The sequence below is a fragment of the Thermococcus sp. LS2 genome (genome assembly GCF_012027375.1).
Classification (GTDB): Archaea; Methanobacteriota_B; Thermococci; order Thermococcales; family Thermococcaceae; genus Thermococcus_B.
This window is the reverse complement of the sequence record NZ_SNUI01000005.1, coordinates 157,503-178,884: the sequence shown is the minus strand read 5'-3', so window position 1 is coordinate 178,884 and position 21,382 is coordinate 157,503. Positions and strand designations below refer to the sequence as shown.

Sequence of the window (21,382 nt, the reverse complement as noted above, 5' to 3'; positions counted from 1 at the left end):
GCCTGAAATATTCCCGGGAGTGATTTATCGTGTTAAAGAGCCCAAGGCAGTCATACTCCTCTTCAGTTCTGGGAGGATTGTTTGCAGTGGTGCGAAGAGTGAGCATAGCGCATGGGAGGCTGTTAAGGAACTCCTTCACGAGCTTGAAAAGTACGAGTTAATAGGGGAGTAATATGTGGGCGAGGATAGAGGAGCACCTTGATGAGTATCCAGCTAGGAAGCGGGTGGTGAGGCTTTTCCTCAGGTATGGGCTTAAAGTAACAGAAGATGCGAGGATAAAGTGTGGGGACATTGAAGTGTCCTATACCAAAATATCGAAAGCCTTGGGCATTGACAGAAGGGTCGTCAAGGAAACGGCCACAATGATCCTAAAGATACCCGAGCTTAGAGAAATATTCACGAGGCTTGAGCCGACACCTCACCTGAAGTATGCCGGTAGGCATCTTGGCTATGGTGTAATTGAAATTGAGGCAGAGCCAAGAGCCGTTGGAATGCTTGCAAAAGTTGCGTCAAAGATTGCAGAGAGGGGCAGAAAACTTTATAAATTTCATTGTGTATCATTGTGTGTAGGTGTGTGTCATGGAGAGGCTACTCACGCCGAGGCAGGTTGCTGAAATTCTTGGCGTGAGCTTCATTACAGTCAAGAGGTGGATTTATTCTGGTAAAATAAAGGCAGTAAAGCTTCCAACGGGCAAGTGGAGGATTCCTGAGAGTGAAGTAAAGAAAATACTTGGTGAAAAATCATCAAAAGAAACGAGAGCAGTCATCTATGCAAGAGTCTCAAGCTCGGATCAGAGGAAAGACCTCGAGAGGCAGGTTGAATACCTCACCACATACTGTTCCGCCAAGGGCTACAAGCTCGTCCAAGTTATTACCGACATCGCCTCAGGCTTGAATACAAGACGCAAAGGATTACAAAAACTCTTCAAGCTTGTTTCTGAGAGAGAAGTTGATGTAGTCCTCGTAACATACAAGGACAGGCTCACGAGGTTCGGTTACGAATACCTCGAATACTTCTTCTCTCAATTCGGCGTGACGATTGAAGCAGTACACGGGGATGAAGAGAAAGACGCCCAGCAAGAATTCGTTGAAGATCTAATTGCAATCGTAACTTCATTTGCCGGAAAACTTTACGGAATGCGTTCTCACAAAAAGAAAAAGCTTGTCCAAGGCTTCAAGCAGCTATTGAAAGAGGTTGAGGATGAATGAAAGTCAGAAAAACAGTAGTGCTGAAATCCGAAAGACTCCCGAAAAAAGTTTTCAGGATATTTACCGAGCTCGAGGGAATGTATCGAGAAATGATCCTCCAGACTGTTCTGTTTGCAGTTCGGAATGAAGTTACTTCCTTCGTAAAGCTGAAGGCTGAAAAATACTCTTTCTTGAGGAAGCTTTATCCACAGCTCCCGAGTCATTATGCATACACTGTCTGCCAAGATTCAGCCTTGAGGGCGAAGAGCTTTCTGAAGAGGAAAAAGAAAGGCCTCGCCGAGAAGGAGTATCCTGAAGTTAGGAATGTTTCAATATGGCTTGATGACCACCTGTGGCGTGCTGGATTGACTTTCATCAAAATCGCCACGCATAAGGGTTGGGTTGAAGTTGACTTGGAGTTGCACAAGCATTATTGGAAAACAGCAAATTCGGGCTGGAGGCTGGCTTCTCAAGCAAGAATAAAGCTTGACAAGAAGGAGAGGAGGTTAATTGTTTACTTGACATTTTACAAGAATGTTGAGGAGTATAAGCCAAAATCGTGGATTCCAATTGATGTGAATGAGGATAACGTTACTGCACTCATAGATTTTACACCGGTTATTTTTGAGACGGGGCAAAAGGAGATTACTCTTGGTTATTATTACAGGAGGAAGAGGATTCAGGAGAAGTGGGATAAAAAGCTTGGGTCAAGAAACAAGAAGAAGAGGAGGATTTTGAGAAAGCTTCGTGAGGGGAGTAAAAAGAGGGACATTAGGGAAAAGCTTGCGAGGATAATTGTTGTGGAGGCAAGAAAGAGAAATGCTGGGATAGTCTTGGAGAGGCTTCCGAAGAATGTTCCGAGAAAAATGTTGGAGAAGATTGGGGACAAGCAGCTTCGTCATAGGATTTACCAGTCAGCATTCTTGGGTGTTCAGAGGGTGATTGAGGAGAAGGCTAGAGAATATGGTGTCCCCGTGATAAAAGTGAGTCCAAAGAATACTTCAAGGATTTGTCCTATTCACAATGCTGTTGTGAGGTACGAGAATGGTTCTCGTTTTGGAGTTTGTAGTGCTGGTGGTGAGGTCTGGCATCGGGACGTTCTTGCGGTTTGGAATTTGTATTTGAGAGTCCTCCAGAGTGATGGGAGCGATGCTCCGAGCTCTGGAGGCGTTTTTGTGAATGGGAGGCCCGTGCCGTTGGCCTCGACTGCCACCAGTGAAGCCATCTGGATTGAAAAGTCCAGATGGCTGAGGTGGAACTCCCTACCGCTGATACAAAGTGATACGTCCCTACACAAAATGAAGCGGTAGGGAGAAACGGCATTAACGATATTGTTAGGATAAGGTTTCTGGTATTACCCAATCGGCTTATCCTAACAGTATCCTCAGGGGTTTAAAGTTAAAATTTTAAAAGGTTTAGCATTAACAAATTTTTGGAGGTGGATTGTTTGAGTAAAGTTGTCACTATAAGGGTTCCAGAGTGGGTTGATGAGAAAAAGCTTAGAGAGATTATAAATAGGGCATTAGCCGAAATTTCGCCAAGAATTATGTCTATTGATAAATTGAGAGAAATTTTAGGTGTGGAAGAGCTTGAGGAAGAAATTTCAGACGACGTTTACGTTAGGGAAAAGGAGAAGGAGAGAGTTAAATGGTTGTACTAGACACAAGTGTCATTATAGATCGAGTCAAAAGAAGAGAGGAGATTAGAGAGAATATAACGGGAGTGACTTTTGTTGAATATCCAGCGATAGTGAGGTATAAGAAGTTTTATGGAAACGTTTTATTCCCGACCGTTGACGATTTTCTCCTGGCCTATAAGATTCAGGAAGAGCTTTTAAAAATGGGAAAACCAAAAACTTTTGCTGACTTGTTGATCGCGTCAATTTGCATTAACAACAGCGAAGAACTCATAACGAAAGATAAAGACTTCTCAGACATTGCAGAAGCCTCAAACCTAAAAGTTAAGATCGTTGAAGAGTGAACCACAGCAAGATTGTCAAAAATAGGATTTTTGCGGAAACTTTTCAGGACTTTCCTTTTCTCATGATTTTGGCATCGACGACAACTTTCATATGCCTCTCTGCAATTCCTCTCTTTATTTTTTCGGCCAATTCTTTAACATCCTCATCCGTAAGTTCCGAATTCTCCAAGAGCTTGTCCAAAAGCTCAAGCCTCTTCGCGTACTCCCACATCGCTCTCGTAAATCATTTTATCATTGTATGCTTTTATTATTTTATGCTTGCATCATTTTATTATTCTAACCTCTTCTCTACTTCTCTCCTCTATTACTTTTTCCCTGCAGCTCCTGCCAGAGGATGGCGAGGAGTATTACGAAAGCCCCCAAATAACCTCTAACACTCAAAACCTCACCTAACAAGACAAGTGAAGTCAAGTGACCAAATATGGGCTCTGCGGAATAAATAATAGCGGCCCTCTGCACCTTTGTCCTCTTCTGGTACTTCACCTGGATCAAGAACCCTACTACCGTGGCGAAAACACTAGTGTACAGTATTCCAACCCATGGTACATAATTCTTCGGGAGTTTAATCTCTCCAAATAGGAGGGAGCATGCTAGGTAGAAAATGAAGGCCCAAAGTATTTGATAAAAAGCCAAGGCTGTGTGGTCAAACTCCCTCGAATACTTTTGGACCAAAACTATTTGAAAGGCGAAGGCTATGGCGCAGAGGAGGGTTAAGAAGTCGCCAAAATTAACCCGCATGCTGTTTAAATCTATTTCAGAAATTAGGTAGAGGCCAATTAAAGCTAGGCTTAGGGAAACTAGTGACCTGATTTCAACTTTCTCTTTTATTAGTAGGTATCCTATGAATGGTGTGAAAACAACATAGAGGGATGTTATGAAGGCTGAGTTTGATGAGGTCGTGTATTTTAAGCCGATTGTTTGGAGGCCTTGGCCGAGGAAGAGGGTTAATCCTAAAACAAGCCCGGGGGGTATGGTATGGTTTTGGTTTCCTTGAATAGTGAGGTTTTGAATGTGAGGAGCATTAGGAGTACTGCTAGGCCGAAGCGGTAGGCTAGGAATGTGATTGGGGGAATGTAATTTAAGCTGATTTTCATTAGTGGGAATGTCCATCCCCAGATGAAGGTGAGTAGGATTAGCATTAATTCTGCCTTCCTCTCCTCTCTCATGATTCCACCAATCCTAAGTTAACACAAACAAACTTAACAGAGAATAAGCATTTTAAACCTTTTCTCACATTTGAGGGGAGGAGGTCAGTCTATATATATGTTGCTTCTAGTCCCATCTCTTTTGCTACTTCTTCTTGTCCTTTATCGCTCGTGATTAATTTAGTTCTCAAGCTCCTTGCTTGTGCTAAAAACAAGCTGTCATAAATGGAAAGGTCATAATCCATGGCAATTTTCAAAGCTTCCTGCAAATATTTCTCACTTGGCTCTAATATTATCACTTCCTCCCTCACGAGCTTTGTCATCTGCTCGTAAAGTCCTAAGGCCTGCTCCCTCGTTATTAGCCTGTACTTTCTCATGTACTTCCATATCACATTCGTTGTCTCAATAGTCAGCATATCAACTGCATGTGGCTCTAAGCGTGGGTCCAGGTAGGGGACTACTTTTTCCCAACCTTCTTCCTTCATTAAAAACTTTGAAAAAGCTGAAGAGTCAATGACTATCACGATCCTCCCTCACTAACTTTTGTGCTGTTCCTTTTGGTGCCGTAGGTAAGGTTTGTATGTAGGCTACAACTTCTTGGAGGGCTTTTTTCTTTTTGTACTCTTTGATTTTCTTTTTTATGAACTCCCTAATTTCCTCGCTCCAGTTAACTTCACCCTTTAACTTGTCCATTTCGTGCTTAATCTCTGGCGGAACGCGAATACTAATAACATTCCCCACGTAATTCACCCAAGGACATATTTGTAATACAAATATATAAGCATTTTGTATACGGATATATACGTTTGGCAGACATTTTCAAAACTTAGATGTTGAGGAAATATAGAGGAGATTTAAGCGTCTTTCGAAAGTCTCGCCCTTCAAAGTGGGGGAGGTCAGTCTTCACAAAAAGGATACCGTCAGGATAAAGTCCTTGGTATTATTTATCAGTTTATCTTAACAGTATCAGAAAAGAAAATCAGAGCAGCAGAATTATACCTGAAAGGCTTCAGCTACAGACAAGTCGCCAGAATCCTTGGAATCAGCCACGTAACAGTCTGGGAAACAGTCCAAAAACTCGCAGAAACAATTTACAAGCCAAAACTCCTCGCAGTCAAAAAACAGAGGAATTTTATCGCAGTTGACGAGACTGTAATAAAAATCAACGGGAGAAAAAGATTCCTCTGGGTGGCAATTGACGTTGAGAGCAGAGAAGTTTTGGCTGTTTGGATCACAACTGTTAGAAACTGGTGGGTTGCCCGAGACTTTATTCTGGTTGTTTTAAAATCCTGCGAGAATCAGCCTGTTTTTCTGGTTGATAAAGCCGTGTGGTATAAGTCTGCTTTTAAGTCTCTAAGAGTGGATTTTGTTCATGTAACCTTCGGGCCGAGAAACAGTATTGAGCGCTGGTTCAGGACTGCTAAGGAGCGGACGAAGCGTTTCTGGAATAATTTCAGGAGTAAGGACTGGCACAGGGTTCACAAGTTTGTTTTCCTGTTTGCCTTCTGGCATAATTTTGTCAGGGTTCATTCTCGGTTTGACAGGCCGCCCGGGATATTATTGAATGGCTTCAGGAGATGATACCACAGTTATTCTAACAGTATGTATTCATGACAAAATTCGGACAAAAAAGAAAAGGGTTCATTCCAGCCATATCTCTATTCTCTGTGCTCCTTTCCCTATGCTCGAGCGTTTGAGCTTTTTCAAGTGTCCGATCTCTTTAATGTCTTTTACATGGGTTCCTCCGCAAGGAAGGACTTCAAAGTCTCTAATCTGGGTAAGTCTCGTTTCTCCTTCCCACCAGATTTTTACTTCTCCGCCTTCATCTACGTATTTGTTGAACAGCTCAATTATCTTTTCTTTATACTGGTTAATGTTCTCGGGGTATCTTATGTCATAACGTCCCTTTTCCGGACTCATGCCGCTTCCGTACGGTTGCCAGGTTCCTTTTCCAAGAACTTCGCCTAGAACGTGATCGAGGAGATGTAACGCTGTATGGACTCTCATCAGTTTATATCTCCTCTCCCAGTCCAGTTTGAGCTCCACTTCATCCCTAACGTTAAAAGCCTCTGGATTCTCGACTACATGCCAGACGTTTCCTTCCTCATCTTTGTAGACATCAACAACGCTAACTCCATTTATGGTTCCGGTGTCGTGGGGTTGGCCCCCTCCGGTGGGATAAAATATCGTTTGATCCAAAAGAAGGGCACTGTCCTTTATCTGAAGCACTTTTGCTCTTGCTTCCTTTAGGTAGGGATCTTCATAATAGAGCTTTCTTGTCACAATTTATCACCTAAAAAAGACATTAAAAAGAGAACATTAAAAATCTATCTACTTTCTCGCCGATACTGTCAGGATAAGCAGAGGGTTAGGTTTAGGTTTCTGGCATGTTGTCGTGATTATTCTCTGATCTCGATTATTTCGGCTTTCTGATACTCGACTATCTTTTTTGGACTGAGTTTGCAGAGTTTGTCTATTCTCCCGCCCCCGCCAATTACAAACTCATTTTCGAGAACCTTAGGGTCTACAATTGTCTTAATGTTAATCCCCACGGGGGGAACACCGCCTACTTCAAAACCGGTTATCTCCTTAACTTCTTCCGGAGTGGCTAACCTAACTTCTCCAAAGTGCTGCTTAATTTTTTCAAGGCTAACTTTTGATTCACCATCCACTATTGCTAGTATTGGCCCTTTTTCAGATATCAGCACGAGGGATTTTATTATCTGCCTTGGAGAGACCCCTGTAGCCTTTACCGCCTGAGCCACAGTCTTCACAGGCTTCCCCACATTAATCATCTCTCCCCCCAAAGACTCTATAACCTCTTCAAGCCCCATAGCAACCCCTTACAAACTGACACTTCCAGCTTTTTAAAGCTACCTAGGATAAACCAAGCATCTGACCTCCTCCCCGCCCTGAAGGGCGAGGCTTTCAGAGTGTAATTGTTCCCAAAATTCACCCAAAAGAGCTTTTCAAATTGATTCATCCTTAGAACAATTACACCTTGAAAGCAGATTATCTCACCCGCTCATTAAATGTTGCTCACTTCTCACCAGCTGGCTTTTTATCATTCACCCATTATTTTCGTCTTATCATCCCAACTCTCCTCTTAAACGCCTCTTTTTGAATTACTACTTAAAGTTTTATAACTATAAGGAATAATTATTATCAAAAAATATGTCGAAAAATATATAAACAGTTCCTGCGAACTATACTCAAAAACTAATGGAGGTGATTGAACTGAAGCCTCTCCACACTCCCATATATCAAACCGTTGTCTTCAGACAGGTGGGCGATGCAGAGCTTAGTGACAGAGGGTTTGATCTCAAATACAGCAGGGAGGAGAATCCGACAGTTAGGGAGCTTGAAAAAGCCATTGCGAAGCTTGAAGGTGGAAGAGATGCTTTGGCTTTCAACAGCGGGATGGCTGCGATCTCTGCTCTGTATCTCGGTTTGCTCAGGAGCGGCGATGAAGTTGTCTTCCCCCTTGAAGGATATGGAACGACGCTGCAACTTGCTCAGGAGCTCGGCAAGTTCGGCGTTAAGGCTAAGCTTGCATATCCAAGCGCTGAATCCCTGATAGAGGCTATTACACCCAATACGAGGCTTGTCCTCTTCGAGGTGATGACAAATCCAACACTCAAAGTGATAGATGCAGTGGAGGTTGCTAAAGCTGCCCATGAAGCTGGAGCTCTCGTTGCGATAGACAACACATTCACAACGCCCCTTCTATTCAAGGCTATCAGACATGCGGACATAGTTATTGAGAGCCTCACGAAATACATAGCAGGGCACAACGATGTTCTTGGAGGTGCTTTGATATGGAACGGCGATGAACTTTCAGAAACCCTCTGGCACTGGAGGAGAAAATTAGGTGGAATCATCCAACCCATCGAAGCTTGGCTCATTAGGAGGGGGATGAAAACCCTTGAGCTGAGGTTTGAGAGACAGAGCAGGACAGCTTTAGCGATAGCCGAATTCTTAAGTGAACATCCAAGGGTTAGGGAGGTTCACTATCCCGGTTTGAGCACAGATCCCTACCACGAGCTTGCCGTAAGGCTTTTTGAGAGAAGGTTATTTGGCGGCGTCTTAGCATTTGACGTAGGGGACGAGCATGAGGCAAAGAAATTCCTTGCTTCCTTAAGGGTGATATTCCCTTCGCCATCACTTGGAGGTGTTGAGAGCCTTGCAACTTATCCGGTGAAGAGTGCCGCATTGAGCATGACAGAGGAGCAAAAGAATATTTTGGGAATAACTCCTGGCTTGATACGTCTATCGGTCGGACTGGAAGATGAGGATGAGCTCATTGAAGATTTGGACATGGCTTTAGGGGGTGGTTAAGCTCATAATTCCTGGATGCCCAAAGAAGCTAATGAACGGTTCGTGTGGAGAGCTGTTTTGTAGTTAGTAACTATCGTAAAGTTTGAGTGTTTTTGTTTTTGGAAAGTTTTAAGTACTTGTGGCGTGCTAATTATTACTGGTGCGGCAGTCTCCGGTATGTGGGGTTTTAAGCCCGAATGGAGACTGTCAATAGCTCGAAGATGTGGGGAGTTCCCGTTCCCCCCGAAAGCCACCCAATGAAGATGGGAGGGTGGAAGGTTAGCCGTAACGAGGTTCACACCATTTACAAAAGTTACGGCTAACCAGAACGGCTATGAGAGGAAAGTGTGAGGTCGACGAAAGGGCTTGTCCGTGGCTGCCTGTACTGGAGAGAGTAAGCGTTTTGGACGGTCAGCTTTTTGATGAGCATCCTTTGCTCCTTGAGCTTGAAAAGCTTCCAAAGGAAGAGTCCAAGGCTAAGCACTCAAACTTCCTGAGACGCCTTGAGAAGGGAAGCGCTGTAGCAGTTGAAACACCTGTGGCTGCAATAATGAAAGAGGAAGATATTATCAAGATTCTCTCGGAAGTTCCAGCGACGCTCTACACGATTCCGGACAATCCCCTTGGCTATCCGCACTTTTCGTCAACAGCATTGGCAACTCATCTCAAAGCCCTTGGCGCGGAGGTGATGCCTCACATAACTACTAAGGACAGAAATTTATCAGCGCTGACGGCAGAGCTCAAGACAGCTCTGCTCTTCAGATTTGAAGCGGTTCTCTTAACCACGGGAGACTGGCCGAGCTTAATGTTGCCGAGCAAAGCTGTGTTTGACCTTGATTCATCAAATCTAATTCGATTGGCAAAGCTAATCTTTTCGGGAGTTCTTCCTACAAAGGAAGTCCTCGACGCTAATCTCAGCGAGAGACCAGTAATAACAGCTACGCTCAACCCCAATTACCCAGTTAAGCTTGAGAGCAAGAGAGCTGCAAGAAAGCTCATAGCTGGAGCCGAACTTTTCTTCACGCAGGTTGTTGCTACGAGGAAAGCCGTGAGGAGAATAGAAGAGATATTGAGCGAAGCAAAGAAATATACAAAGCTTGAAGCTGATGTTGATGTTTCCCTGCTCTATCCGCTGAAGGAGGATTTGATTCCAGTCTTGGAGAGGATGGGAATTGAGACAGGGGATTCCTTTGAGGATGTCCTTGAGGAAGTTAAATCGCTCGATTTTGGAGGTGTCAATCTAATCGTTCTCTCCCATAGCTTGGATGAATGGCTCACCCTTTGGAAAGAGGCCTATAAAAAAGTTGAGGAGGTGCTGAGATGAAGGTTGTTCCCGCTCTAATAGGGAGCCTTCCAAGACCCGTAAGCTTAGCCAAGAAGCTCGAGCAGTATTATATAGGAAGACTCAGCGAGGAAGAGATTGAAAAAGCTTACAGGGAGCACACAAGGAGGGCTTTTAAAAAGCTTGCGGATGCAGGTATAAAAATCATCACCGACGGACTTTACCGCTGGGATGACATATTCAATCCGCTGATAAAGTTCATTGACGGCATTGAGGTGAACGGGCTCTTCAAGTTCTACGAGAACAACTTCTTCTATCGCTCCCCCATCGTTAAAGGTGAGCTCTCACTCAGAGAAAATCCAATTCCGGAATGGATTAATATAGCGAAGGGAATCCAAGAGGAAGTTTATCCGGAAGCCACTCTCAAAGCCGTCCTTCCGGGACCCGTTACCTTAGCTTATCACTCAATAAACGAGCACTACAAGAGCTTAAACGAGCTTGCTGAGGCTTACGCCGAGAGCGTTCTAAAGCCTCTTATAAGAGAGCTTGACGTTGAGATTGTCGAGCTACAAGAGCCAGCATTGGCCGCTGAGCTCAGCAGGGCTACGAAGGAGAAAGCTGATGAGGTAAGCAGGGAGGTTGCTAAGAGGATAATTGAGGATTTAGCTAAGGAGAAGAGACTCTGGGTTGTTACGTACTTTGGAACACCTCAGGTTGTTCCTGAAGGTGCCATTCTGAACGTTGACCTCGTTGAGGGATCAATTCCCGACGGTGTTAGGGGTGAAATTGGGATTGGAATTGTGAATGCAAGGGAGACGAAAATGGAGCGCAGGAATGAGCTCAAGGATAAGCTTGTCAGGGTTGCGAGGGGATTTGACACGATTTACGTAACCCCAAACACTCTGCTTGACTTCCTCCCTGAAAGCGTGGCTTGGAGGAAGCTCAAGCTGCTTGAGAGGCTTGCTGAGTGAACCGGGGGTGGTCGCTCATGGAGGTTACACTCCCAATACTCCCGACAAGCGTTATAGGAAGCTATCCCAAGCCAAGGTGGCTCCTGAGGGTTTACAGGCTGAGGGAGCTCGGAAGGATTCCCGAGGAGGACTTCCTCGAGGCGGTTAAAGATGCAAGCGTCGCAACGCTGAGGGAGCACGAGAGGGCTGGCGTTGACATCCCCTGGGACGGGGAGATGTGGAGGACTGAGATGACAGAGCACTTCACGGCAAAAATCAAGGGATTCCGCTTCTACGGACCCGTTAGAGTCTGGGGAAACGCCTACTTCAACAAAGTAGCAGCTGTATCGAAGCTTGAATATTCCCAACATCTCGTCTTGGATGAGTTCAAGTTCATCAGTCAAGTTACAACGAGGAAAATCGTCAAGGTTCCGATTACGGGACCATACACCATAGCAGAGTGGAGCTTCAACGAGTATTATCCAGACAAAGAGAGCTTTGCCATGGATTTGGCTAAGATACTCAACAAGGAGTTCAAGTTCCTCGAGGAAGCCGGTGCGAAGTTCATCCAGATTGACGAACCCGCAATGCTCAATCACCCTGATGAGGTCGAGTTAGCCGTTGATGCAATAAACCGCTCCGTCAAGGGGATTAAGATTAAGGTTGGTCTTCACGTCTGCTACTCCAACTACCACCTGCTCGCGGACTACTTTGACGATTTAAATGTTACCCAGTTTGCTCTTGAGTTTGCAAACAGGCAGTTCAGGGATATGGATTTCCTCAAGAAGCTCTCAGGGAAAGAGTTGGGGTTTGGAGTCGTTGACGTTCACAATCCAAGGATAGAAACTCCTGAGGAGGTTGCAAAGGCTATAAAGAAAGTTTTCAGCTACGTCGAGCCTGAGTGGCTCTACATAAACCCCGATTGTGGGTTAAAGCTGCTTGACAGAAAAATAGCCTACCAAAAGCTCGTGAACATGGTTAAAGGAGTTGGAATTGTCAGGAGAGAGCTGGAGAGGGAAGGAAAGACGGAGATTCCCTTCAGAACGCTCAAGGATTTGAGGTGATGTCATGCTTGTAGTCAAGTTCGGTGGGAGCTCAGTCAGGAAGATGTTTTGGGAAGCTGTGAACTTTACCAAACGGTTAGCCGATGAAAAGGAAGTTGCTGTTGTAGTTTCAGCGCTGAAGGGAGTCACGGATATTCTTGATTCGTATGCAAGAAGCGGAAATTCTGAGATTGCCCGCGGTGTCGTTGGGGATTACATTATATTTGCAGAGAAGTATGGATTGAGTCCAGAAAGCATAAGGAACCTTGCAGATAATCTGTTCTCCGCTTTTTCCAAATCTTTTCCGAGCGAAGAGGCAAGGAGAGACTACATACTCTCGTTTGGGGAGCTCATGTCAGCAGTGCTCTTCGCTGAAGCGGTTGGAGGAGTTGTTGTAAACCCATGGGAGGTGATAGCGACTGACGGCAAATTCGGAGATGCAAACGCTGACATGGGCAAAACAAAAGCTCTCTTCAAACCTGTTAGGGAGCTCATTGAAGAAGGCGAAATTCCAGTTATTCCTGGCTTTATCGGAGGTTTCAACGGGTTCATCACGACACTCGGAAGGGGAGGGAGCGATTACACAGCTGTCATAGCAGGTGCGGCATTGAGAGCTCACTTTGTCCTGATAATGAGCGACGTTGAAGGCATCTTTACAGCCGATCCAAGGATTGTGCTTGATGCAAAGCTTATACCTTTCGTTTCCTACGAAGAAGCGCTCCTAGCTTCGCTTTACGGACTGAAGGCTATCCACCACAAAGCAGTGAAGCTCGCCAGAGAAGAGAAGCTTCTGATTCTCTTTGGAAGCACAGAAAACTGGCGCATGGGAACTCTTATTGGGGAGAGCAGCTCAGGGATGCCCATAATAACTCACAGCGGGGGAAAGCTGTTGATAATAAATGAAAAGCTAGCTTTACCGTATGAGGTTGTTGAAGAGGGTGAGATGTGGATACTCTACAAGGTTCCTACCAATAAAGCTTCATCAGCCGTTAGAACAGCTCACAGGATTGTGCTTAGCAAATACCGGGCTGACCCTCTTTCAATAGCGGTTTGGGGGTGAGAACACTTAAAGTTAGGGTTACCGCTACAATAGCAAACTTCGAACCGGGGTTTGACGTTTTTGGGCTCTGCATAGCTGAGCCTTATGATGAAGTTAAAGCAAAACCAAGTGATGAATTTTCGATTGAGGTGTCTGGTTACGAGGTTCCATCCGATGGAAGTAACGTTGCACTTGTAGCGGCTAAGCAACTGTTCAGGCTTGTTAATGCTGAGGGAGGTGTCAGGATAAAGCTTAGAAAGGGAATAAAGCCAAAAGGAGGTCTGGGTTCGTCTGGAGCTTCATCGCTTGCTGGGGCCTTAGCTGCCGCAAGGATACTTGGAGTGGAGGAGGATGAGATTATACTCAAAGCATCCCTTGAAGGCAAAAGAGCAGCGTCAGGTTGTGCTCATGGGGACAATGTTATTCCAGCATACTTTGGAGGGTTTACCCTAAATAAGGTCGCTCAATCCAATTGAGGTTGAGAGGCTTGACGTTGAGTTTCCAGTGCTCGTAATAATGCCTGATGTTGATATTCCAACGAGGCTTGCGAGGGAGGTTCTGCCGAAAAGGGTTCCGCTCAGGGATGCCGTAAAGAATGTTGCATTAGCCAGTTCCCTCGTGCTCGCCTTAAAGGAAGGAGACTTGGAAAAGGCTGGAAGGTTGCTTGACGATTACCTCGCAATTCCATACCGCAAAAAGCTCATGCCGTGGTTTGACAAGGTTAGGGAGGTTGCTCTAAATGCGGGAGCATATGGAGTGAGCGTTTCAGGATCAGGCCCAGCAATGTTTGCCATTGGGGAAAACCTGAATGACGTGGGAAAAGCCGTTGCAGAGGTTTTAGCTGGGTTTGGAATCGGGGCTGAGTATTTTGTAACGAAGGTTGGAGAAGGAGCTCGGCGGGGGTGAAATAATGGGTAAGCTTAGGGTTGCGGTTCTTGGTGCGACGGGTTTGGTTGGGAGAACTTTTGTCAAGCTTTTGAACCCTGCTTCATAGGAATTATTGTTGTAAATAGCATGGTAAGGCAAGCTTAGACCTACAAAGTACACCCACCTTACTCCATAATCCTTGTAGCCGAGCACCATATAGTCACCATTTGTTATATCGCCTAATATTTGGACAGCTCGTCCTGCCCAAGAGTTTAAATAAGGTAAATCCCTCCTTAGGGTGGTGATGGTGATGCCCCGCCAATATCTATAACCCAAAACCCGGAAATTAAAAGAGACGAGTTAGTCGTATTTAGAAAGCTCTTTTTAAGGGCTCTGAACGAAAACCAACTTCTGATTCTAAGGAGCATAAACGGAAAGCACCGATCCCTAAATGCCCTTTTAGAGGAAATAAGCAGGGAAACCAAGAAGCCTATCTCAACATTAAAACTCAATGCCAAGATCCTGAAGGAGCTCGGCTTAATTGACTACGGCGAAAAGAACAATCCAAAGCCTGTTGAATTGACAAAACATGGTAAGTTTGTTCTAAAAATTCTTGGGGTGATAGAATGAGCGGGAACTTGGTTCACTCAGATCTAAATTACAAGCTCAAAGAAATGCTCTCGGAAGTGAACAACTTCCATCTCAACTCCTCTATAACGTGCCTTGAGATTTTAAAGGCAGTGATAGCAAAGAAAAGAGAAAACGACGTAATAATCTTAAGCAAAGGACACTCAGCGCCGGCATTTTATGTAATCCTCTCAGAGCTTGGGCTTTTAAGTGAAGAAGAACTGAAAAGCTTTGCCAATTTAGATGGACTGCCAAGCCACGTTATCAGAGGTTTGCCTTTCATTGAAGTCTCAAGCGGTTCGTTGGGACAGGGATTATCAGTTGCCAACGGAATAGCACTAGCCTCAAGGCTTGAAGGCGAAGAAAAGAACGTTTACGTAATTTTAGGCGATGGGGAATTGGATGAGGGCCAAATTTGGGAAGCAGCAATGACTTCTTCGCATTACAAGCTTGATAATGTCATAGCTATTGTTGATAGGAACTTCAAGCAATTAACAGGAAAAACAGAGGAGATCATGTCAAAAGAACCCTTAGCAAAGAAATGGAATTCCTTTGGCTGGGAAGTGTTTGAGGTTGAAAACAAAGCCGAGAAAATCCTCGAGTTGCTCTTTGAGCTCGACAAAGTAAGGGGAAAGCCGAAAGTGATAATAGCAAAGTGGGACTGACCTCCTCCCCGCCGTGAACGGCGAGGGTTCCCACAGGGAACCCCCCACTCCACCGCCTCGCGACGGCTTCACGGGGTCGGTTGGTGTCATCGGGCACGGTCAGAAGCACCCTCACCATAAGATAAGCAAAAAAGTATTTAAAAACTTTACGCAAAAATATGATAGGTGCGTGAGATGAAGTTCACGCTAAAGATGAAAATGAGACCATTAACAAGGAGCAAAGAATGGATGCTAGAACAATCTATAGAGGCATTTAAATCTTGCGTTAATGATTGGCTTAGTGCCATTGTTCAACTTGGGATAAAGCCCAATAGGGGCAACTTACATAGGTTCGCCTACAGGGAAATTAGGGGCAAATATCCTCAACTACATAGCAATATCGTTCAGGATGCTATGAACCTAGCAATCGAAATCTACCGCTCTTGGCTTAAAAACGGGGGAGAATTTCCAGAGTTCCGCTCCAATGTTATTTACTTTAAAGGTGTTGATGTCAAGGTAGAGAACAATGGATTAGTCGTTCCGCTGATGGGTAAGAGGGTTTATTTACCACTCTATGTGCCTAAAAGATACAAAAAATGCCTCCAACACAAACACGGTAGAGTTATCATAAAACGCATTGGTAGAGACTGGTATGCATTTGTCTCAATTGAGGTTCCAGAGAAAGAACCAATAAAACCAGTTGGGACGATTGGCGTGGATTTAGGGTATTACAACTTACTGGTGGCGAGTGATGAGAAAGGAAGAGAAGTCATGAGAGTTCGAGGGGACGTATTGATAAAGCACAAAGAGCACTTGGAAAAACTAACTGCAAGAAGGCAACAAAGGCTCATGAAAAAGTTTGGTATTCATGCTAAGACAAACCACAAAGATAAGAAGTTTGTTAATGATTTAAACCACAAAATTGCTAAAGAACTTGTCCTAAAGGCAAGGCAACTGAATAGGGTGATTGTTCTGGAAAAGCTAAAAGGAATAAAGAGGCAGAAAAGACCAAAACCATTAAGGAAAATCTTGCATCGTTGGAGCTATGCTGACCTTATAGCGAAAATAACCTATAAGGCAAAATTATATGGGGTGCCAGTAATTTTTGTAAGCCCAAGGGGGACTTCGAAAACGTGCTCAAACTGCGGTTATTACGTTAGAAACTTCAAGGATGAAAGAGTGTTTAAGTGTCCCAAATGCGGTTTTGAAATTGATAGAGATTATAATGCCTCAATAAATATTGCAAGAAAAGTTTTGAATGCATTAAAAAGCGGGCTTTCCTCCCCGCCTTGAGGCTTCCAGTCCGCAAAGGGAGGTGAAAAGCGATGCCAGATAAAATCATCGAAAGCTTTAGGGAAGCCTTTGGAAGAGCTTTAGTTGAGATAGGAAAGGAGAACGAAAACGTTGTAGTCCTCGATGCAGATGTAAAGGGTTCAACGAAAACGATTTACTTTGAAAAAGTTTTCCCCGATAGATTCTTCCAAATCGGCATAAGCGAGCAGGATTTAATTTCAACGGCCGCAGGCTTCGCGATAGCCGGCAAAATTCCAATAGCTTCTGCTTTTGCAGCTTTTATGATGAGGGCTTGGGAGCAGATACGAAATACAGTGGCGAGGGATAACTTAAACGTCAAAATTGTTACGACTCATTCAGGTTTTTCCGATTTCATGGATGGTTCATCACATCAATGTTTAGAGGACATAGCTTTGATGAGGGTTTTGCCAAATATGAAAGTCCTTGTGCCAGCAGATGCTTATGCAACCAAAGTTCTCCTTAAACGGATGGTTGAAAGCGAAGGGCCCTTTTACATGCGTTTGGGAAGGGATTACACGATAAAGGTTTACGATGGAGAAGAGCTCGAAATTGGGAAAGCAGAAATCTTAAGGGAAGGGGAGGATGTTTTTTTGATTACCTGTGGATTCATGGTTCCAGTGGCTTTAGAAGTTGCTGAAAAGCTTAAAGACCTGAGCGTTGGAGTAGCAGATTTTCACACAATAAAGCCCCTTGATGAGGACACCTTGCTCAAAATAGCTAAAAAAGCCAACTTAATAGTCACCCTAGAAGAGCACAGCATTTTTGGAGGACTTGGAGGAGCTGTGGCAGAAGTTTTGAGCGAAAAGATGCCAAAGAGGGTCATTAGGATTGGAACAACAGAGTTTGGCAAAAGCTCGAGGGACTACTTAGCGTTATTGGATTTCTACGGCTTAAGTGCAGAAAAAGTTGCAAAGAGAATAGCTGAGGCAGTTGAGAGCTTGTAAAATGCTGGGAGGTGATTTGATGTTTAAATTCAGCAAAGAATACAAAGCTAAGACTGTTGTCAAAGTTAAGGAAGCTAAATTTGGAGAAGGATTTACCATAATCGCTGGACCGTGTTCCGTTGAAACAGAGGAGCAGATAATGAAAACTGCAGAATTTTTGAGCGAGCTTGGAGTTAAAGTCCTAAGAGGAGGGGCGTTTAAGCCCAGAACTTCCCCCTACTCCTTCCAAGGGCATGGAGAAAAAGCCTTGAGATGGCTCAAAAAAGCGGGAGAAGAGTTTGGCTTAGTTACGGTCAGCGAAGTTATGGACACAAGGGAAGTTAAACTCGTGTCTAAATACGTTGATATTCTGCAAATCGGGACAAGAAATGCCCAAAACTTTGACCTTCTGAAAGAGGTCGGCAAAACAGATAAGCCAGTCATTTTAAAGAGAGGCTTTGCCAATACGATTCAAGAGTGGCTCTATTCGGCAGAATACATCTTAGCTGAGGGAAATGAAAATGTTATTCTCTGCGAGAGGGGCATTAGAACATTTGAAACATCAACGCGCTTTACCCTCGACATCTCAGCGGTTCCAGTGGCTAAAGAGCTGTCTCATCTTCCAATAATAGTTGACCCTTCCCACGCGGCTGGAAAGAAGAGCTTAGTTAAACCCCTAGCCAAAGCGGCATTTGCCGTCGGAGCGGACGGAATTATGGTTGAGGTTCATCCAGAGCCAGAGAAGGCACTATCAGATTCAAAGCAGCAACTGAACTTCGATGAGTTCAAAGAACTCTTGGAGGACTTGAGAAAATGGGGATTATAATCGAGAAAGGCAGCATTAAAAAGCTAAAAAGCATTGTTGATGAGCTTTCTCCCTACAAAACTGTCGTAATAACCAACACAACTCTCGAAAAACTTTGGTTAGATAAGATTTTAGATCAAATAAGTGCTATTCCAATAATTATCCCCGATGGGGAGGAGTTCAAAAGCCTCGAGACGGCTCAGCAGATATGGAAAGAGCTAATTGAGATTAGTTTCACAAGGAAATCCTTGATAATTGGGCTTGGCGGTGGGGTTATAACTGATCTCTCAGCTTTTGTCGCCTCTACTTTTATGAGGGGAACCTATTTGGGCTTAATTCCAACGACCCTTTTAGCTCAAGTTGATGCCGCTATAGGGGGGAAGACAGGGGTAAATCTTGAAGGTAAAAACATTATTGGAACTTTTTACTTGCCCAACTTTGTTCTAATCGATCCAGAAACCCTAAAAACGCTCCCTAAGGTTGAAATATTGAATGGCTTTGGTGAGGTCGTTAAGTATGGGATTCTTGATTCGAGAGTTTATGAGAAGCTCAAGTCTTTCAAGGAAATCAATGAAGAGCTAATTAGAGAATGCGTAAACGTAAAGCTCAGAATTGTTGAAGAGGACTTAAGGGAAAGCGGAAAGAGGAGGATTTTAAATTTAGGTCACACTGTTGGGCATGCAATAGAGAAAGTTTCAAATTACAGAGTAAAGCATGGCTTTGCCGTTGCTATCGGCTTGATGGCAAGCGCACTAATAGCGGAAAAGATCAACGGTTTCGATTCTGGAAAAGTCGAGGAGTTATTAGATAGGTTCGGCCTCCCAAAGAGGCACAACTTTGAACCAAAGGAGCTTTTGAAAGCCATGAAAATAGATAAAAAAGCTTGGTACGGGAGATTGGTTTTCATACTTCCAGAGGAGATTGGGAAAGTTGTCATAAGGGAAGTTGACGAAAAAATAGTTTTAGCTATTCTCGAGGCGATGAGAGATGATAGCAGGGACAATTAAAGCTAAAACCGTTGATGAGGCTATAAAAATAATTGAAAAGGGTAAAGCTGATCTCTATGAGCTCAGAGTTGATGCTATGGAAAGCTTTGAGGGAATTGAGAAATTGAAGAGCTTTCGGAATAAGCTGATAATCACTGTGCGTTCTAAGGAAGAGGGAGGATTTAGAGAGATTAGCGATGAAGAGAGACTAAAACTCTTCGAAGAGTTCATGAGGGTTAAGCCAGCGTTTGTTGATGTTGAGTTCAAATCAAAGATTGCTGAAGATGTAATAAGATTGGCAAGAGGGAGGGGAGTTAGGATTATCGTTTCATATCACGATTTTGAGAAAACGCCGAGCTTTGAAGAACTCAAAGCACTCTTGGAGGAAATGAAAAAGCTCAAAGCTGATGTCATAAAAATAGCCACCTTCGCTAAGCACTACCTCGACAACGTGAGGATTGTAAGGCTCTATGAATACGAAAAAAATCTCATTGCTTTTTGCATGGGCGAAAAAGGGAAGATTTCAAGGGCTTTTAGCTTGATTTTAAGCCCATTTACTTACTCTTCTCTGGGCGAAGCAGTTGCACCTGGACAGCTGAACGTTGAAGATATGAAGTTGCTCTTGGCTCTCGTTGGTGGTAGAAATGATTAACGCCAAAACGAGACTCTATGGGTTAATCGGGAAGCCCGTTGAACATTCGCTAAGTCCAGTTATTCACAATGCCCTATTCAAAAAATACAACATCAACGCAGTTTATTTAGCCTTTGAAGTTGATGATTTAGATTCAGCGGTTAAAGGGGTTAGAGTTTTCGGGATTTCTGGATTGAATGTTACGATGCCACACAAGGAGCGAATTTTGGAGTTTTTAGATGAGCTTTCCAAAGAAGCCAGAGCGATTGGAAGCGTGAATACAATAGTAAACAAAGAAGGGAAACTCATTGGGCACAACACTGATGGCATTGGCGTGTTAAAAGCTCTAAAGCGCTTTACGGAAGTTGAGAACAAAAACATCTTAGTTTTAGGGGCTGGAGGTGCCGGGAAGGCAATAGCCTACACCCTCTCCAGGTTAGCCAAAGTTGTCGTGCTTAACAGAACTGAGAGAAAAGCAAAAGAGCTTGAAAAATTTGGCGTCAAAGGGGAGAAGCTGAGCAAAGAGAGTTTAGAGTATTACTTAAGCTGGGCTGACATCGTGATAAATGCCACATCCCTTGGCATGAACGAAGATAAGAGTCCAATTCCAAAGGAGCTTTTGAGAGAAAATTTGGTTGTTTTTGATATCGTTTACTCTCCCTTGGAAACCAAGCTCTTAAGGGAAGCCAGAGAAGTTGGCTGTTTGACTATTGACGGCTTGTGGATGCTAATCTACCAAGGAGCCGAGAGCTTTAAGCTGTGGACTGGAGTCAAGCCAGACGTTGAGTTCATGCGTAAAGTTGCCTTGGAGGCGCTTAAAAGTGAGAGACAAAGCACTTAGCGCGATAACGGTAATCAATGCCTTTGCCACTGGAAAAGGAGGAGCAATTGGAATAGATTTGAAGGTTAGCGTTAGGGTTAAGCTGACTGATGAAGGAGTTAGCGGTGGAATCTCTGTCAGAGGAGAGAAATTTGAAGATTTTTCGTTAGTTGAAGCAGTTGTGGAGACAATTAAAGACAGATTCGGCTTAGATTTTGGAGTTAAAGTTGAGATAGACTCAGAGATTCCAGTTGGGAAGGGGTTAAAGAGCAGTTCAGCTGTAGCTAACGCTTTGACAAAGGCAATCTTAAAAGAGCTTAAAATTGAGTTGCCCGATATTGAAGTTGTTAAGCTCGGCGTTGAGGCTTCGAAAAGAGCTGGTGTAACTTTAACGGGAGCATTTGATGATGCCTGTGCCTCGTACTTTGGCGGTTTGTGTTTAACAGACAACTTGAAGCTTGAGCTCTTGAAGAGGGAGGAAGTGGAAAAAATTCCAGTGGTTTTGCTAATCCCACAAGAAACTGTCCTGACGTCAAGTCTGAGGGGGAGGAACTTCAAAGTTCTCGCTCCATACGTTGAAGAAGCTTTTAAGTTAGCATTAAGAGGAGAGTGGAAAAAAGCTTTGGTTTTGAACGGGCTGATATATGGGTCTTTCTTGGGGTACAACCTCGAGCCAATTGTTAAAGCTTTGAGGGTTGAAGCAGTTGCCGGACTTTCTGGAAAAGGTCCTGCGATGTTTGCAATAACTGAAGAGCCTGAAAAAATTGTAGAGACTTGGAGAGACTATGGGGAAGTTTTGACAACAACACTGAGGTGAGCTG

General features: G+C 44.0%; 26 protein-coding genes and 3 pseudogenes. 22 read left to right on the top strand and 7 right to left on the bottom strand.

The genetic code is table 11. The features are described 5' to 3' along the window. The 6 genes and pseudogenes from E3E24_RS08485 to E3E24_RS08460 all read left to right on the top strand — a co-directional run. Positions 1-172, top strand: a pseudogene (locus E3E24_RS08485) (TATA-box-binding protein); the annotation flags it as partial. 1 nt (position 173) lies between these two features. After that, positions 174-614, top strand: coding sequence for a regulator (locus E3E24_RS08480; RefSeq protein ID WP_167887236.1), 441 nt, complete (start codon positions 174-176; stop codon positions 612-614). Beyond that, positions 580-1,209 (top strand): IS607 family transposase, encoded by a 630-nt coding sequence (locus tag E3E24_RS08475; protein WP_167887235.1) that lies wholly within the window; start codon positions 580-582, stop codon positions 1,207-1,209. Before E3E24_RS08480 ends, E3E24_RS08475 begins: the two co-directional genes overlap by 35 nt. A 77-nt stretch (positions 1,210-1,286) precedes the next feature. Then, the gene (locus tag E3E24_RS08470; protein ID WP_240912220.1) at positions 1,287-2,498 is read left to right on the top strand and encodes a transposase; all 1,212 of its coding nucleotides are present in this window, start codon (positions 1,287-1,289) and stop codon (positions 2,496-2,498) included. A 137-nt stretch (positions 2,499-2,635) separates the two neighbouring features. Continuing rightward, entirely contained in the window at positions 2,636-2,848 is a 213-nt protein-coding gene (locus E3E24_RS08465) for a hypothetical protein (RefSeq protein ID WP_167887233.1), read from the top strand. Continuing rightward, positions 2,836-3,168, top strand: coding sequence for a PIN domain-containing protein (locus E3E24_RS08460; protein ID WP_167887232.1), 333 nt, complete (start codon positions 2,836-2,838; stop codon positions 3,166-3,168). The genes E3E24_RS08465 and E3E24_RS08460 overlap by 13 nt, the downstream gene beginning before the upstream one ends. A 43-nt stretch (positions 3,169-3,211) precedes the next feature. On the opposite strand, the gene E3E24_RS08455 is transcribed toward E3E24_RS08460, so the two are convergent. The 5 genes from E3E24_RS08455 to E3E24_RS08440 all read right to left on the bottom strand — a co-directional run bounded on the left by E3E24_RS08455 (position 3,212) and on the right by E3E24_RS08440 (position 5,054). Beyond that, on the bottom strand, positions 3,212-3,379 hold the full coding sequence (locus E3E24_RS08455; protein WP_167887231.1) for a hypothetical protein: 168 nt from the start codon (positions 3,377-3,379) through the stop codon (positions 3,212-3,214). A 77-nt stretch (positions 3,380-3,456) separates the two neighbouring features. Then, on the bottom strand, positions 3,457-4,083 hold the full coding sequence (locus E3E24_RS08450) for a DMT family transporter (RefSeq protein WP_346766040.1): 627 nt from the start codon (positions 4,081-4,083) through the stop codon (positions 3,457-3,459). A 35-nt stretch (positions 4,084-4,118) separates the two neighbouring features. Next, positions 4,119-4,262, bottom strand: coding sequence for a hypothetical protein (locus tag E3E24_RS13080; RefSeq protein ID WP_346766039.1), 144 nt, complete (start codon positions 4,260-4,262; stop codon positions 4,119-4,121). Positions 4,263-4,423: 161 nt separating this feature from the next. Then, positions 4,424-4,837, bottom strand: coding sequence for a type II toxin-antitoxin system VapC family toxin (locus E3E24_RS08445; protein WP_167887230.1), 414 nt, complete (start codon positions 4,835-4,837; stop codon positions 4,424-4,426). Then, complete coding sequence (locus E3E24_RS08440) at positions 4,824-5,054, bottom strand: hypothetical protein (protein WP_346766037.1); 231 nt, start codon at positions 5,052-5,054, stop codon at positions 4,824-4,826. Before E3E24_RS08440 ends, E3E24_RS08445 begins: the two co-directional genes overlap by 14 nt. Before the next feature lie 228 nt (positions 5,055-5,282). Here E3E24_RS08440 and E3E24_RS08435 point away from each other — a divergent pair. After that, positions 5,283-5,911 (top strand): annotated as a pseudogene (locus E3E24_RS08435) (IS6 family transposase); the annotation flags it as partial. 43 nt (positions 5,912-5,954) lie between these two features. Here the strand turns inward: E3E24_RS08435 and E3E24_RS08430 are convergent. Together E3E24_RS08430 and E3E24_RS08425 are read right to left on the bottom strand one after the other, a co-directional pair. Beyond that, complete coding sequence (locus E3E24_RS08430; RefSeq protein WP_167887229.1) at positions 5,955-6,596, bottom strand: alanyl-tRNA editing protein; 642 nt, start codon at positions 6,594-6,596, stop codon at positions 5,955-5,957. Positions 6,597-6,712: 116 nt separating this feature from the next. Next, positions 6,713-7,147 (bottom strand): aminoacyl-tRNA deacylase, encoded by a 435-nt coding sequence (locus tag E3E24_RS08425; protein WP_167887228.1) that lies wholly within the window; start codon positions 7,145-7,147, stop codon positions 6,713-6,715. Between the two features lie 388 nt (positions 7,148-7,535). Here E3E24_RS08425 and E3E24_RS08420 point away from each other — a divergent pair, with 388 nt between their 5' ends. The 15 genes and pseudogenes from E3E24_RS08420 (at position 7,536) to E3E24_RS08350 (ending at position 21,378) form a co-directional block, all read left to right on the top strand. Beyond that, positions 7,536-8,651 carry a cystathionine gamma-synthase family protein gene (locus E3E24_RS08420; RefSeq protein ID WP_240912219.1) on the top strand — a complete coding sequence of 372 codons (1,116 nt, stop codon included), beginning with the start codon at positions 7,536-7,538 and terminating at the stop codon, positions 8,649-8,651. A 313-nt stretch (positions 8,652-8,964) separates the two neighbouring features. Continuing rightward, a complete protein-coding gene (locus E3E24_RS08415) occupies positions 8,965-9,954 on the top strand; it encodes a 5,10-methylenetetrahydrofolate reductase (RefSeq protein ID WP_167887227.1) in 990 nt (329 codons plus the stop codon). Next, entirely contained in the window at positions 9,951-10,883 is a 933-nt protein-coding gene (locus E3E24_RS08410; RefSeq protein WP_167887226.1) for a 5-methyltetrahydropteroyltriglutamate--homocysteine methyltransferase, read from the top strand. Before E3E24_RS08415 ends, E3E24_RS08410 begins: the two co-directional genes overlap by 4 nt. A gap of 17 nt (positions 10,884-10,900) precedes the next feature. Continuing rightward, positions 10,901-11,926 (top strand): methionine synthase, encoded by a 1,026-nt coding sequence (locus E3E24_RS08405; RefSeq protein ID WP_167887225.1) that lies wholly within the window; start codon positions 10,901-10,903, stop codon positions 11,924-11,926. 4 nt (positions 11,927-11,930) lie between these two features. Then, positions 11,931-12,965, top strand: a complete 1,035-nt coding sequence (locus E3E24_RS08400) for an aspartate kinase (protein WP_167887224.1) — start codon at positions 11,931-11,933, stop codon at positions 12,963-12,965. Further along, positions 12,962-13,850, top strand: a pseudogene (locus E3E24_RS08395) (homoserine kinase). The gene E3E24_RS08400 and the pseudogene E3E24_RS08395 overlap by 4 nt, the downstream one beginning before the upstream one ends. Positions 13,851-14,132: 282 nt before the next feature. Continuing rightward, positions 14,133-14,441 (top strand): hypothetical protein, encoded by a 309-nt coding sequence (locus tag E3E24_RS12890; RefSeq protein ID WP_167887241.1) that lies wholly within the window; start codon positions 14,133-14,135, stop codon positions 14,439-14,441. Continuing rightward, positions 14,438-15,103, top strand: a complete 666-nt coding sequence (locus E3E24_RS08385) for a 1-deoxy-D-xylulose-5-phosphate synthase N-terminal domain-containing protein (protein WP_167887223.1) — start codon at positions 14,438-14,440, stop codon at positions 15,101-15,103. The genes E3E24_RS12890 and E3E24_RS08385 overlap by 4 nt, the downstream gene beginning before the upstream one ends. Before the next feature lie 174 nt (positions 15,104-15,277). Beyond that, the gene (locus tag E3E24_RS08380) at positions 15,278-16,375 is read left to right on the top strand and encodes a transposase (RefSeq protein ID WP_240912224.1); all 1,098 of its coding nucleotides are present in this window, start codon (positions 15,278-15,280) and stop codon (positions 16,373-16,375) included. A 32-nt stretch (positions 16,376-16,407) separates the two neighbouring features. Continuing rightward, on the top strand, positions 16,408-17,340 hold the full coding sequence (locus E3E24_RS08375) for a transketolase family protein (protein WP_206205036.1): 933 nt from the start codon (positions 16,408-16,410) through the stop codon (positions 17,338-17,340). Positions 17,341-17,359: 19 nt separating this feature from the next. After that, a complete protein-coding gene (aroF, locus tag E3E24_RS08370; RefSeq protein WP_167887222.1) occupies positions 17,360-18,145 on the top strand; it encodes a 3-deoxy-7-phosphoheptulonate synthase in 786 nt (261 codons plus the stop codon). After that, entirely contained in the window at positions 18,133-19,131 is a 999-nt protein-coding gene (gene aroB, locus E3E24_RS08365; RefSeq protein ID WP_167887221.1) for a 3-dehydroquinate synthase, read from the top strand. Before aroF ends, aroB begins: the two co-directional genes overlap by 13 nt. Then, the gene (aroD, locus tag E3E24_RS08360; RefSeq protein WP_167887220.1) at positions 19,112-19,762 is read left to right on the top strand and encodes a type I 3-dehydroquinate dehydratase; all 651 of its coding nucleotides are present in this window, start codon (positions 19,112-19,114) and stop codon (positions 19,760-19,762) included. Before aroB ends, aroD begins: the two co-directional genes overlap by 20 nt. Further along, a complete protein-coding gene (locus tag E3E24_RS08355) occupies positions 19,755-20,582 on the top strand; it encodes a shikimate dehydrogenase (RefSeq protein WP_167887219.1) in 828 nt (275 codons plus the stop codon). The genes aroD and E3E24_RS08355 overlap by 8 nt, the downstream gene beginning before the upstream one ends. Continuing rightward, entirely contained in the window at positions 20,563-21,378 is an 816-nt protein-coding gene (locus tag E3E24_RS08350) for a shikimate kinase (protein WP_167887218.1), read from the top strand. The genes E3E24_RS08355 and E3E24_RS08350 overlap by 20 nt, the downstream gene beginning before the upstream one ends. Positions 21,379-21,382: the final 4 nt, after the last annotated feature.